6 protein-coding genes and 3 pseudogenes are annotated in these 13,957 nt (G+C 72.0%); 3 read left to right on the forward strand and 6 right to left on the reverse strand.

What is annotated here, in order from left to right:
* Entirely contained in the window at positions 1-3,957 is a 3,957-nt protein-coding gene (locus tag ABD858_RS02730; RefSeq protein WP_345034297.1) for a vWA domain-containing protein, read from the forward strand.
* Complete coding sequence (locus tag ABD858_RS02735) at positions 3,954-5,816, forward strand: hypothetical protein (RefSeq protein WP_345034300.1); 1,863 nt, start codon at positions 3,954-3,956, stop codon at positions 5,814-5,816. The genes ABD858_RS02730 and ABD858_RS02735 overlap by 4 nt, the downstream gene beginning before the upstream one ends.
* A gap of 233 nt (positions 5,817-6,049) precedes the next feature.
* On the opposite strand, the gene ABD858_RS02740 is transcribed toward ABD858_RS02735, so the two are convergent.
* The 4 genes and pseudogenes from ABD858_RS02740 to ABD858_RS02755 all read right to left on the reverse strand — a co-directional run bounded on the left by ABD858_RS02740 (position 6,050) and on the right by ABD858_RS02755 (position 11,094).
* On the reverse strand, positions 6,050-6,337 hold the full coding sequence (locus tag ABD858_RS02740; RefSeq protein ID WP_345034302.1) for a type I restriction enzyme subunit R domain-containing protein: 288 nt from the start codon (positions 6,335-6,337) through the stop codon (positions 6,050-6,052).
* A gap of 240 nt (positions 6,338-6,577) precedes the next feature.
* Positions 6,578-8,887 (reverse strand): Kelch repeat-containing protein, encoded by a 2,310-nt coding sequence (locus ABD858_RS02745; RefSeq protein ID WP_345044226.1) that lies wholly within the window; start codon positions 8,885-8,887, stop codon positions 6,578-6,580.
* Between the two features lie 336 nt (positions 8,888-9,223).
* A pseudogene (locus ABD858_RS02750) lies at positions 9,224-10,714 on the reverse strand (S8 family serine peptidase); the annotation flags it as partial.
* 191 nt (positions 10,715-10,905) lie between these two features.
* A complete protein-coding gene (locus ABD858_RS02755) occupies positions 10,906-11,094 on the reverse strand; it encodes a hypothetical protein (protein ID WP_345034304.1) in 189 nt (62 codons plus the stop codon).
* 374 nt (positions 11,095-11,468) lie between these two features.
* Between ABD858_RS02755 and ABD858_RS02760 the strand changes: the two are divergent.
* Positions 11,469-12,554, forward strand: a pseudogene (locus ABD858_RS02760) (integrase core domain-containing protein).
* 28 nt (positions 12,555-12,582) lie between these two features.
* Here the strand turns inward: ABD858_RS02760 and ABD858_RS36705 are convergent.
* Positions 12,583-12,779 (reverse strand): annotated as a pseudogene (locus ABD858_RS36705) (hypothetical protein); the annotation flags it as partial.
* A gap of 17 nt (positions 12,780-12,796) precedes the next feature.
* Positions 12,797-13,957, reverse strand: a complete 1,161-nt coding sequence (locus ABD858_RS02765; RefSeq protein ID WP_345034305.1) for a CPBP family intramembrane glutamic endopeptidase — start codon at positions 13,955-13,957, stop codon at positions 12,797-12,799.

A 13,957-nucleotide genomic window follows, 5' to 3' on the forward strand; every position in this document is an offset into this window, starting at 1 on the left:
ATGAGGCACCCGACCACCCCCGAGACACGGTCCGCCGCCGAGGCGCCGCCCGCCGCTGTGGCGTCCTCCGCTGAGGCGTCGTCCGTCGTCGAGGCACCACCCACCCCGCGGAAGCGATCCGCTCCCGAGGAGTTGCCCGGCACCGGGCCGGGCCCCGCCGCCGGTGTGCCGCAGGGCCCGGCGGCCCGGCCCGTCACCACCCCGGAAGCCGCGGTGACGGCCCTCGCGGCGACGGGCCCCGGGCTGCCGTTCCTGATCGGGGTGCGCCACCACGCGCCCTCGCTCGCGGCCGCCCTCCCGGCGCTGCTGGACGCGGCGGCCCCCGACGTCCTCCTCGTCGAACTGCCCGCCGAGTTCCAGCCCTGGCTGGGCTGGCTCGCCCACGACGAGACCGAGGCCCCGGTCGCGCTGGCCGCCGTGCCCGCCGACGGGCCGGACGGGGCAGGCGAACGAGGCCCCGCCTTCTATCCGTTCGCGGACTTCTCACCCGAACTGGTCGCCCTGCGCTGGGCGGCCCGGAACGGGGTCCCGGCCGTGGCATGCGATCTGCCGCTGGCCGACCGTGCCTGGGTGCGGAGCGGGCCGGACACCCCCGCACCCGCACCCGTCCCGGGCGCCGACTCCATGTCCGTCCCGGGGGAAGGACACGGGCCGGGGGAGGGACACAAGCTGTCCGCCGCTCTCCGGTCCCGGCTCACCGGCCGCGACGGCGACGACCTCTGGGACCGCCTGGTCGAGGCTCCCGCACCCGGTTCGGCACCCGAGGCACTGCGCCGTGCCGCCCTGCTCACCGGCTGGGCGCTGCGCTACGAGGCCGAGGCACGGGGCGGCGTAGACGGCACGGACCTGGTGCGCGAGGCATGCATGCGCCAGCATGTCGACGAGGCCCTGGCGAGCGGGCGGCGGCCCGCCGTGGTGGTGGGAGCCTTCCACACCCCGGCGCTGCTCCCGCCCGCCGAGCCCACCGAAGCCCCCACACCGGGCACACCGGAGGCGTCCACCGCCACGCCCGCCCCGGTCCCGCACGGCCACGTCGACGGCACTCCTGCCGCGAAGGCCTGCACGGTCTCCCTGATCCCGTACACCTACCCGCTGCTCGACTCACGGTCCGGCTACCCGGCCGGCATCCGGGACCCGGAATGGCAGCACACCGTCCTGGACGCCGCCGGGGACCCAGCCGCGCTCCACGAGGCGCTGATCCGCACCGTGGTCCGCGTCTGCGCCGCGCTGCGTGAACAGGGCCACCCCTTCGGCCCGGCTGACGGCCGGGAGGTCGTGAGGGTCGCCGGAGACCTGGCACGCCTGCGCGACCTGCCCGCCCCCGGCCGCGGTGAACTCCTGGAGGCCGTGCAGACGGTCCTCGGGCGCGGCGAGACCTACGGCACCGGCCGCGCCGTCGCCCAGGCACTCGAACACGTACTCGTCGGAACCCGCACCGGACGGCCCGCCCCCGCCGCACCCCGCAGCGGGCTGGGCCCCGCCGTGGAGGCCGAGACCGCGGCACTCTCCCTCCCCGGACCGGGGGACGCGCACGAGAGGACGTCGCGCGACCTCCGGCTCGACCCGGCCCGCTCCGCCCTCGACGGACGGCGTGAACTGCTGCTGCGCAGGCTGACGGTGTGCGGCATCCCCTACGCCCAGGAACAGGGCGTGACGGGTGCCGCGGGGTCGGAAGGACTGACGACCCGCTGGCAGGTGCGGTGGACCCCGGCGACGGCCGCGATGCTCACCGCGGCCGGGGCCCGCGGCGTCACCCCGGCCCAGGCGGCCGAGGGACTGCTGCGGCAGCGGCACGCCGCCGAGCGTGCGGAAGGCGGCCCGACGGCCGCCCAGGTCGTGCGGGGCCTCACGGAGGCCGCCGAATGCGGCCTTCCCGCCCTGGCCGGCGAACGGCTCACGGAACTGACAGTCGTACTGCCCGCGAGCGGCACCCTTCCCGAACTTCTCGCCGGACTCGACCTCCTGGACCGCCTCGACGCGGGCCACCTGCCCGGCCTGGCCACCCCCGGCACTCCGCCGGCCTCCGAAACCCCGGACGCCACGGCCTCCCTCACCACCACGTCCGCCTCAGCGACCCGTGCCGCCCGCACCGCACACGCGGCGGAACTCCTGACCTCGGCAGCGGTCCGCCAGGTCGACGGCCTGACCGGATCCGAGAAGCCCGAGGACGCCCGCGCCCTGCTCGAACTGGCCCAGCGCGCCGACCGGCTGGGCGGCATCCGGCTCACCGATGCCCTCGCCCGGCTGGCTGCCGACGGCACCCCGTTGATCGCCGCGGCCGCCGGAGCCGTCCGGGTGCTCACCGGCCACGAGGAGCCCGGGACGTTCGGGACACGCCTCGCCTCCTGGGTGGACGCTGCCGTGGACAGCGCGTCCCGGGCCGCGCTCACCGCCCGTCTCACCGGCGTCCTGACGGCGGCGGGCCCGCTGCTGACCGTCGGTGCCGGCGCTCTGGACCCCCTGCTGCGCCGGGTCGTCGAGCTGGACGACACCGCGTTCCTGGCCCGGCTGCCCGCCCTGCGCGGCGGTTTCGACACCCTGAGCCCGGCCGCCCGGGACCGGCTGCTGGACACCGTCGAGGAGCGGCTGGGCGAGCGGGTGGACACCCTCGACGCCGACGACCCGGCCGAGCCTGCCCGCCGAACGGCCGCCGACCTCGCGGCCCGCGCACTCCTCACCCGCCTCGGCCTGCCCGTCCCGCCACCCGCACACGACGACCGGCCGGCCCCGAACGGCCACCCCACCGCGCCCCCGGTCCCCGCCACCACCGCACCCGCCACCGAGACGCCCACCCCCGCCGTCCCCGGGCCAACGCATCCCCGCACCCCCGCCCCCGCCCCGGCACGGACCCTCGCTCCCGCCGACCGGTGGCGGCTCGTGCTCGGCCGCCGCCCCGACCAACTGCCGTCCGGAGCCGCCCGCCTGGCGACCGCCCTGGACGAGCTCTACGGCGCGGGACGCGGAGAGGGCTCCCGCGGCGGTCTGCCCGCCCCGGGCCGGGGCCGCGGCGGCCGCGAGGCATCGTTCCCCGGGGTACGCGAATGGTCCGAGGAACTGGCCGCGCTGTTCGGCCCCGGCATCCGCGAGGAGGTCCTCGCCGCCGCGGCCGCGACTGGCCGCCAGGACGTCTTCACCGAACTCGACCCGGCAGCCGCCACCCCGTCCGTGGAACTGCTCCGCACGGTCCTGCGGTACGCCGGCGGCCTCCCCGAAGCCCGCCTCACCGCACTGCGCCCGCTCGTCCGCCGCCTGGTCGACGAACTGACCCGGCAGCTCGCCACCCGGCTGCGCCCCGCCCTCACCGGCACGATGCTGACCCGGCCCACACGCCGCCCCGGCGGCCGCCTGGACCTTGCGCGCACGCTGCGCGCCAACCTGGCCACCGCCCGCCGGACAGCGGACGGAACACTCCAGGTCGTCCCCGAGAAGCCGGTGTTCCGCAGCCGCGCCCGCCGCTCGGCCGACTGGCGCCTGATCCTGGTCACCGACGTCTCCGGATCCATGGAGGCGTCCACGATCTGGTCCGCGCTGACCGCATCCGTGCTCGCCGGCGTGCCGACCCTGAGTACCCACTTTCTGGCCTTCTCCACGGAGGTCGTCGACCTCACCGGCCATGTGCACGATCCGCTCTCCCTTCTGCTGGAGGTGAGCGTGGGCGGCGGCACCCACATCGCCGCCGGACTGCGGCACGCCCGCAGCCTGATCACGGTGCCCACCCGCACCTTGGTCGTCGTCATCAGCGACTTCGAGGAGGGCGCACCGCTCGGCGGACTGCTGACCGAGGTGCGCGCCCTGGTGGCCACCGGCTGCCACGTCCTCGGGTGCGCGAGCCTCGACGACGCCGGCCGGCCCCGCTACTCGACGGGCGTCGCCGGGCAGCTCGTCGCCGCCGGCATGCCCGTGGCGGCCCTCAGCCCACTCGAACTGGCCCGCTGGATAGGGGAGAAGACCGCATGACCACCGCTCCGCTGCCACCCGTCGCGCCGGAGGTCACGGCCACCCTGGTGGAAGAGCTCTCGCCCCGGCTGCGCAAGCGGCTGGACGCGGCGGTCTCCAAACTCGGCGCCCGCCCCACCCACCGCGACGGGGACACGGTGACGATCGCCGTCGACGACGACACCGAACTGCGCCTGCACGCCCCGGGCGGCGTCGTGGCGACCGCGGACGCCATCACCTGCGGCTGCCTCCTCGCCCCGGCCTGCGTCCACCGCGCAGCCGCCGCCTGCGCCGCTCCCACGTCAGACCCGGCACCACACCCCGACGACCACCCCACCCAGGCGGCCCCCGAACCCGCCAAGCACCCCGACGACACGACCCCCGCCCCCACACCGTCCCCCGACCCCGCCCCCGGCCCTGACCCCTCGACCGACGTGGCAAGCCCAGCCCAGCGCGCCGCAGCCGACGCCCTGTGGTCGGCAGGCGCCGCCGTCCTCGAGGCAGGCGTCGACGGAGCCGGCGCCGTCACCCAGGCGGCTCTCCTCCGCGCCGCGCACACCGCCCGGCTCCACCACCTGCCACGCGCCGCCGGCGCCGCGCTCTCCGTCGTCACCCTGCTCCGCACGGCCCGCGCCAAAGACCCGTCCTACCGCACCGCCGAACTCGTCACCGCACTCGCCGAACTCCTGGGCACCGCACACCGGGTGACAACCGCGACCGGCACCGAGCTGGCCGCCGCCAGGGGCCGCGCGCGCCGCCCGTACACCCCGGACGGCTCGCTGCGCCTGTACGGCCTGTTCACCGAACCCGTGGTCACCGACTCGGGGCACGGCGGCGTCCGCACCTGGGTCGCCGGACCCGACGGCCGACTCTGCACGGTCGGCGACGTGGCACCCGGCGGCGCCGGGCGCGCCCTCGGCGTGGCCGACCGGGCCGTCCGCCTCGGAGACACCGCACTCACCCACCGGGAACTCGGCCGGGCCGGCCTGGCGGTCTCCGGCGCGACGGTCTCACCCGACGGCCGACTGGGCGCCGGCAAGGGCGTCAAGGCCGTCACCGCCCGGGGCGCGAGCTGGGCGGAGCCGCCGCTCGCCGCCTTCTGGGAGACACCGCCGCCCGAACAGGCCGCCCGCGCCCTGCGCTCCACCTCCCGCTACGCGGACCCGGACGGCGCCGGCCACGACCTGATCTTCCTGGACGTCGAACTCCTCGGCCCCGTACACGAATCAGGCGGCACCTGCCTGCTCGCCTTGTGCGCCGGAGGCATCCCCGTCCGGCTCACGGCCGCCGACGACGACCCAGCACTGGCCCACCGCGACAACCTGACGCTGCTCGCCACCGCGCCGGGCACACGGCTCAGGATCATCGGCCGCCTGGTCCCCGCACCCCACCCCAGACTCACCCTCCTCGCCTGCTCCCACCCCATCGGCGAAGGCACGATCGACCTCGGCCTCGACCGCCTGCGCCGCGCCGACCTCCCCCTCCCGGACGCCCGCGCGCACCCCGCCCCGCCCCGGCCGGGCGGCCCCGGCGCACACTCGCCCCTGCACCTCCTGGAACGCCGCGTCGAACAGACGGTCCCGGCCGGCCGCGCCGCCCTCGGCATACTCACCGATGTCTCCGCCGACTCCCACCGCCTGCGCCGGGCAGGCCTTCCCACGGCCGCCGGACTGCTCACCGCCCTGTGCACCTCGGCCGCCCGACGCGAACGCGACCCCTTCGGCCGTCTCCTCCCCGCCGACACCGACACCTTCGCCACCCACTGGCTCTCCGCCGCCCGCTACACAGCCGCAGTATCCGAGTCCCTGTGCGCGGCGGCCTGGGAACCGGCGCAACACGGCCCGGTCACGGCGCCATCCGTCCCGGCACTGACTCATTGACGGGCGGGCGGTGCTGCTCCCGGCTGCAGCGCCCCGCCCGTCGGCCGGGAGCGGGATCGAGACGGTGGCGCGTGAGGAGATCGCCGAAGACTTCTGGTTCATGACACCGGTTTGCGCGCTCGCGGACGGCGCCCGGGTCCACGAGACCATCGGCGACCACCGGGCCGCCGCCGAGCACTGCACGCTGGCGGCCACGGTCCCGTACTGCTTCAAAACCTGTGCCGTTCGGAAACTCATCGTTGCTGCTCGGAGGGGGTCTGGCGCGGCATCACGGTCTGCTGGAACCCTGTCCGGGTGATCGTCTGAAACAGGTTGTGGGCCTTCAGTGGCTTGTCCAGGTAGAGGACGCCCTCGTTGGGGGCGTCGAACCCGGTCATCAGCTTCGCGGTCACCACCAGGAAGCACAGCGGGTCGTCAGGGGTGAGGAACCGCCGCTTCTGCTCCTCCTCCTCGGCCTCCGACAGTTGGAACGGCCGCATAGCGGGGTCTTCGTCCTTGGAGTCCGAGACAGTTTTGAGCACTTGGCAGGCGCCGACCTCAAAGACGGCAACGAACGTCTCTGCCTGCACCTCGGACTGAAACTCGCGCGGTTCACCGGCCGCTACCGGCCTGCCTGCTGCCCCCCAGTCCGGCGACGGCCCGCTGCCCCGCGCTGCAGACGGGCGGCGGAAAAGGGCGACGGCCCCGCCATCGGTGGCGGGGCCGCGACCTGTCCGTGCGGGCCGGGGCCGGGCCCGACCCGGCCCGCACGGGGTGTCGGATCAGGTGCAGGTGTAGCCGGGTTTGAGAGAGAAGTCGGCCATGGTCGTCATGCCCGGCTTGACCTTGACCGATGCGGGCTGCGTTGCCCACTTGTCCTTGGACGCGATCACCGTGAGCGAGTTGTTGCCGACATCCAGCCAGAACACGTACTGACCGTTTCGGTCGGTCCTCAGCGTGTAGCTCGCCGTCTTCGAAAGGATCTGCACGGTCGCTCCGCTCAGCGGCGCCGGTGTGCCGGTGCAGCCGACTCCGGTGACCGTCCCGGTGATCTTTCCCCAGGTCTTCGGCGGATTCACCACGAATGTCACCGGCACCGGCGCGATCGCGTACGGGGTCTTCGCGCTGATCGTGAGCTGTGCGGTGAAGGTGCCCGGTTGGGTGATCTCGGCGACGTCCGCTTTGAAACTCACGGTGACGTCAACGCTCTCGCCCGGCTGGATCGTCACATCGGTCCTGTCCTCTGACAGCCAGGGGACATCGGTCGTGGCGCACTGGTCATAGCCGGGCAGCAGCTCGGAGCTCCTGGTCGCGGCGAACCCTCTGGTGGAACCTCCGATCTTGTAGAAGCCGCAGGCGGAGCCGCCGCGGTAGACGGTGTTGTTGGAGTTGGGCAGCGCGGTCCAGGTATCGGAACGCGGGTCGTAGGCGAAGCCCTGGTTGGTGAGCGTGCTGGTGCCGTCGGTCACGCCGCCGGACACCAGGAGCTTGCCGTCTGCCGCCGAATAGCCCATCGCCCACAGGTCGATCGGCAGGTCGGCAACGGAGCTCCAGCTGTCCGATGCCGGGTCGTAGCCATAGGCGTGCTTGGTGCTGGTGCGTGCGTCTTGCCACCCGCCCGCGCAGTTCAGCGTGTTCGCGATGGCGCCGCAGCCGAGCCAGGAGGTCGGCTCCGGATACGCCGCCCCCGAACTCCAGGAGTTGGAGGCCGGGTCGTACACCTGCACATCCGTCGTGCCGCAGGCGGTCGTGCAGCCGCCGACGATGTAGATCTTGCCGCCCAGCACGGCCACGGCGGCGCCGGCGTGTGGTTTCGGGTTGTCGGCGCCGGTGGACCAGGCGCCGGTGGCCGGGTCGTAGATCTCGGTCTTGGCCACCGTATTCCCGTCTGCTTCCCAACCGCCGAAGACGTAGAGCTTTCCGCCGTAGGCGGCCGCCTGCGGAGCCTCACGTCCGGTGCTCAGGTTGGGCAGGGCACTCCACGCCTGGGTACCTGGGTCGTAGACGTAGGCCTTGTTGAGGAAGTTCGTGCCGTCGGTTCCGGCGACCGAGTAGACCTTGCCGCCCATGGTGGCCACGGCGTTGTCCATGATCGGAATCGGGTAGTCGGCCAGCGTCGTCCACGGCGCCGCGTACGGCGTCGTCGACGGCTTGGCCGCCGCCCGCGCGGTCGTGCCGGGCTGCAGCCGCAGGGGACTGTAGTCTCCCTTCACCTCCTGCAGCGGAGCACCCTTCTGCTCCGCGGCGGGCTGGTAGCCGCCCGGCAGCTCACCGATGTCGGCGGTCACCGGGGCGGTTCCGGTGTTCTTCAGGGTCAGGGTGGAGTTGCCCTGGCCCTTCCAGCCGACGGTGGTGCTGAGTTCGGCCGGGCTGACCGTGAGCCGGGGTGCGGGCAGGGCGAACGTGCCGTCCGATGCCTGGTGCGGGGCGACATTGACGGTGATGTCCTGTGCGCTGTAGGAGTTCCCCGCCGTGGCGGAGAAGGTGTGCTCCCCGGTGAGGGAGGAGAACATCCAGTAGAAGCCGTCGCCCAGGTTCGGGTCGTTCGGCGTCGCCGCCGAGGTCGTCTTCTCGGCGGGCTTGTCGGCGGAGGTCACCGTAGCGCCGTTGATTGCGGCCCCGGTGTTCTTGTCGGTCACCTGGCCGAGGACCAGGCCGCCCGGTGCCGGGTCGCACGTGCGGCCGCCGAGGAAGACGTCGTCGACCTGCCACCAGAAGCCCCAACGGCCGGTGAAGTGGAACCTGACCTGGACGTTGGCCTTGCCGGCGGCCTGGGACAGGTCCACGGTCTCGGTCCGCGGCCCCAGGACGCTGTTGCTGGTGTGGTGCCAGACAGTGGTCCATGTCTGGCCGCCGTCGACGCTGAGATCGACGTCCCCTGTGCCCGAGTAGGAACCCATGTAATCGGTGCGGAAGGACAGGATCGGCTGGGTGTGCCGGCTGAAGTCCATCACTGGGCTGATCAGCGAGCTGTCCTGCTTGTTGTTGCCGTAGCGATCGCTGTCGAGGACGGCGAAGCCGCCGGACCCCCCGGTCCTGTTGCCGCGCTTGCCGGGGTCGTTGAACACCCAGGTCTGGCCGTTGCCGATCATGTCGTCGACGGTCCAGCCCGCCGGCGCGGTGGTGCCGTCGAACGGCTCGGTGGTGCCGTCGTAGTGGAGGGTGTAGCCGGCCGCGGTGCAGGCCTTCGGGTCGACCAGTGCGTCGACGTCGTGCGTCACATCCGCCGACCCGACCTGGATGTCGTGAGTGTCCTGCCGGTAGCCCGGGTACAGCGGATCGACCTGCAGGGTGTAGGTGGCTCCGGCGGGCAGGCTCAGGGCGTACTTCCCCGTCTTGGGGTCGGTGTAGGCGACCGCCGTCGGCTCGTCCTTGACCCGTACCGTCGCATACAGCGGCCAGCCCTGACCGGAACCGTCATGGACCACACCGGAGACGTTCACGCTCGGCTTCGCGGTCAGCGCGAAGTTCTCGGTCACCGTCTGACCGTCGCCGACGGTGACACCCGAAACGGTCTTGGTCGCGTACCCGAACTTGCTCGCGCTGACGTCATACGTTCCCGTCGGCGCGGTCAAGGTGTAGCGCCCCTGCTTGTCCGTCATGGCCGTGACGTCACCGACGGTAACCTTGGCCGTCGCCAGCGGAGCGCTGCCGTCCGTGACGGTACCCGTGACAGTGCCGCGCGGCCCGGAACGGAACGCCTCGACGTTCAACAGCAGGTTGGGGGAACCGGTGCCCGGGGCGGTCACCACTCCGGTGGTGGCTGAGGAGGTCAGCGCCCCTGCGACCTGCGATGGGGTGGCGGTGGGGTTGTCCGCCAGGTAGAGCGCGGCTGCTCCGGCCACGTGCGGGGACGCCATCGAGGTGCCGTTGATGGTGTTGGTGGCGGTGTCGCCGGTGTTCCACGCCGACGTGATGGCTGACCCGGGCGCGAAGATGTCCACCGCGCTTCCGTAGTTGGAGAAGCTGGAGCGGGCGTCGCCGCTGGTGGTGGAGCCGACGGTGAGGGCCTCGGTCACGCGGGCCGGGGACGAAGTGAAGGCATCGACGTTGTCGTTGCCCGCCGCCACGGCGTAGGTGACCCCGGAGGCTATGGAGTTGCGGACAGCGGTGTCCAGCGCCGTGTTGACAGCGCCACCGAGGCTCATGTTGGCCACCGCGGGCTTGACGGCGTTGGCGGTCACCCAGTCCACGCCCGCGATGACGCCGGAGGTGGCACCGGAGCCGGTGTTGTCGAGCACGCGTACCGCGACGATCTTGGCCGCCTTGGCCACACCGTACGACGAGCCCGCGACCGTGCCGGCGACATGCGTGCCGTGGCCGTTGCCATCCGCGGCGATATTGTCGCCGTCCACGAAGTCGTACCCGTAGCCGGCGCGGCCGCCGAAGTCCTGGTGACTGATGCGCACACCGGAGTCGATGATGTAGGCCGTGACCCCGCCGCCCGCCGTACCCGCATAGGTGTAGCTGCTGTCGAGCGGCAGGGCTCGCTGGTCGATCCGGTCCAGCCCCCAGGAGGGCGGATTGGGCTGAGTGCCGGTCGGGCCGGTGCCGGTCACCTTGACGACCTGGTCCTGCACGACGGACTCCACGGCCGGGTCGGCGGCGAACCGCTTGGCCTGCTTCTCCGTCAGCTCGACGGCGTAGCCGTTGAGCGCCGTGCGGTAGGTCCTCTTGACCTTGGCACCGTACTTGGCGGCCAGATCCTTTCCCTTGCCCGAGCCGGCGTCGGCTCCCTTGCCGAGGATCACGATGTACCGATCCTTGATGGCACCGGACGCGCCCGCGTTCTCGATCGTACCTTCGGCCTGGCTCGCCGCCGTCGCGGGCAGCGCCGGACCGACGCCAAGCGTCAGGGCCGCAACGGTGACCGCGGCCGCGCCCTTGAGGGTGCGCCGGGTACGTGCAATCAGTGGCATCAAAGCTCCTCTGCGGCGACGGCAAGCGCCACGATCAACGTCCGAACACGTCCGACCGCCGCGGTTAACGCAAGCGGACGCGATCTGAGACGGGCTGGTTGAGCGGAGGGAGGATGAGACATGTACAGCTCTCCTACGTACGGGGTGCGTGCAACCCCACATCGTGAATTCCTGATCAGGCAGATCTCGGCTCAGTCGCACTTCTTCAACCGCGGCTCGTTTCCGCGGCCCAGCGTGCTGTAGTACGGACTGAAGTCTGTGATCGCAGGGAGCTCGAGACCCTGCTCGGCCTCTTCCGGCCGGATGACGTCGACCGCGATCATGTCGGGCTTCCCGTCGCCGCCATAGTCCACGGCAGATTCCAGCACGTGCTCACGCATCGTGGCCCTCGCCACTCCTGATGCGATGACGAAACGCGAGAATACGTTCATTACCGTGCTTCCAGAAGCTGGATCAACCGGACGGGGTCGGCACTTTCCAGCCCCGAGGTGGTGCTCGGGGACACGAGGGTTCGACAGGACACGGTGCACGAGACTTTGTTCGCCCCTTCTGCCGGATGACAGGTTTACGCGGACCTTATGGCCGGCGGCACAGCTCCGTCATCGGTCGAAAGTCGGGACAATCCCAGCGCCGGCCCGACGAATGTCGAATCATGCAGACGCCCGGCAGCTCGACATCCTGTGGGGCTCGTTTATTCATCGTTGCTGGTCGAGAGCTTCCGGCTCCAGCCCCGCCGTTCTGAAATCATCCCGAGATGATCGCGTCGCTCCTCTACAACGTGACCCGTCGACTGCTCTCGGTCCCAAGGGTGCTGCTGCGCCACGAGACTTCGAAGGACGCAGAGCTGCTGGTGCCGAGGCTCGAGAACGCGGTACTGCGCCGCCAACTCCACAGCCCCGTGCGCTACCAGCCCGCGGACCGGCTGTGGCCGGCGGCGCTGTCCTCACTCATACCCCGGCGGCGGTTGGCACAGGTCTTCCCCGTCACCCCGGGAACACTCCTGGCCTGGCACCGCAAGCTCGTCACCCGGAAGTGGGACTACAGCAAACGGCGCACCACCTCGGGTCGGCCGCCGACCCGAGCCGAACTCAAGAAGCTCGTCCAACGCCTGGCCAGGGAGAACAGCCGCTGAGGGCATCGCAGGAGCCAAGGCGAACTCGCCCGGCTCGGGCACCCGATCGCCGCCTCGACGGCCTGGGAGATTCTCCATGCCGCGGGCGTCGATCCGGCCCCACGCCGCCACGGGCCGACCTGGCGCGAGTTCCTCACCACGCAGGCTGACGCCATCATCGCCTGCGACTTCCTGCACATCGACACCATTGGGCTCGAGCGCCTGTACGCGCTGGCGTTCCTCGAACACGGCACCCGCCGCCTCCACATCGCCGGTGTCACCGCCCATCCCACCGCCGCCCGGGCCACTCAGCAAGCCAGGAACATGGCCTGCGACCTCGGCATCCGTCTCGAGTCGCTGCGGTTCCTCATCCGAGACCGCGACTCCAAATACACCGAGAGCTTCGACACCGTCTTCCAGGCCGAGGACATCGAAACCCTGAAGACGCCACCACGAGCACCGAGGGCGAATGCCCAATGTGAAAGGGTCATCGGGACCCTCCGCCGGGAGGTCCTCGACTATGTCCTGATCCTGAACGAGGCCCATGTCCACCGCGTTCTGACCGAGTACCAGCGGCACTACAACCAGCATCGTCCGCACCGGGCCCGGAACCAACTACCGCCCGATGCCCCAGCGCAGCCAGCCCCGGTCCACGGCCTCGACCCCTGCCGGATCCGTCGCACCCGAGTCCTCGGCGGCCTCATAAACGAGTACCGATATGCGGCGTGAGGTGCAGCGACGAATATCCGAGCCCCGCACGGTCGAGCAGGTCGTCATCGGTCGTGGTCACACCGCCGTCGTGCGTCGGTGTACGAGATCGGGCGGCCGAGCTTGTCGTACACGCGGGTGATCGTGCCGCCGGTCGGCGAGACGGCTTGACCGCGCGGCCGGTGACGGGGTCGTACTCGGTCGTGGACTCCGGCCGGCCTGGCCGAGGCCGCCGATGACGGGCACACAGCCCCGCTGCCGCCTCAGCTGTCCTGAGGCCCGCCGGGCTGGTGCGGCGGCTGCTCGCGGGCGCCGGGCCCACCGGCGTCGGGCACGTCCGGGTCCCAGGGCGGCGTTCCGTACTGCCCGTACGTGCTCTGCGATTGCGGGTACGGCCCGTAGGGACCCTGCGGCTGCACGTACGAGCGGTACAGGCCCTGCGGCGGTGCGGACGGACCGTACGGGCCCGGTGCCTGCGGGTACGGCAGGTAGGGTGCAGCCGGCGCGGGGACCGGGGGAGACACGTTCAGCGGAGAACGGCGCCGGGCCAGCCACAGCACGATCGCGGCGTAGAGCAGGACCGCCGACATGTCGGCGAGGGCCAGTTGCCAGGGGGCGTCGGCCGCCGTCTCGTCGGACGCGAGGCCGTCCGCGAACGCGGCGGACAGACCGAAGGCCAGCAGGTTGTTCATCACATGCAGGGCGATGGATGCCTCCAGGCCACCCGTGCGGATGGTCAGCCAGCCCGCCGCCAAGCCGAAGAACACAAGATCGGTGAATCCCCAGGCGGTTCCCCATCCGTGCGCGGCGGCGAAGAGAACCGCCTGCGGCAGCACCGCGACCAATGGGGAACGGACGAAGCTTCCTGCCGCCTGCAACAGCCAGCCCCGGAAGACATACTCCTCCGCCGCGGCCTGCAGAGGCACGAGGGCGACCAACATGGCCAGGGAGAGGAGGAACGTCTGCCATCCCACCCATACGCCGGCCGCTCCGGCGCCGCCCTGCTCCTCCGGCAGGAAGATCGCGACCACCGGCAGCAGCACCATGGCGGGTACCGCTGCCAGCAGGCACCAGGCCAGCCATCGCCAACGCGGCCGCCCGGCCACCGACGACACCGTGCCGGCCGGACGCCCGCCCACCCAGCGCACGGCCAGCAAGACCAGCGGCAGGTCCAGGGCTATGAACGCCAGGTCCAGTGCCGTACCCAGAACCGGGCCGAAGTCGACGTCGCCGTCCGGCAGTTCCGGGTAACCGGCGGCCCTTCCTAGCTCGTCGGCGAGGATGTAGAAGAAGACCGTGACCAGGACCGACCCGCAGACCAGCATCAGAGTGCCGAGCAGCGGCCGCCACCAGCGGTGGAAAGCGGCGTACCGGGCCATGCGGTGATACGGAAGCCCGGGGAGGTGAGGGGGCGTTGCTGTCAT

The organism is Streptomyces sannanensis (assembly GCF_039536205.1).
Taxonomy (GTDB): Bacteria; Actinomycetota; Actinomycetes; order Streptomycetales; family Streptomycetaceae; genus Streptomyces; species Streptomyces sannanensis.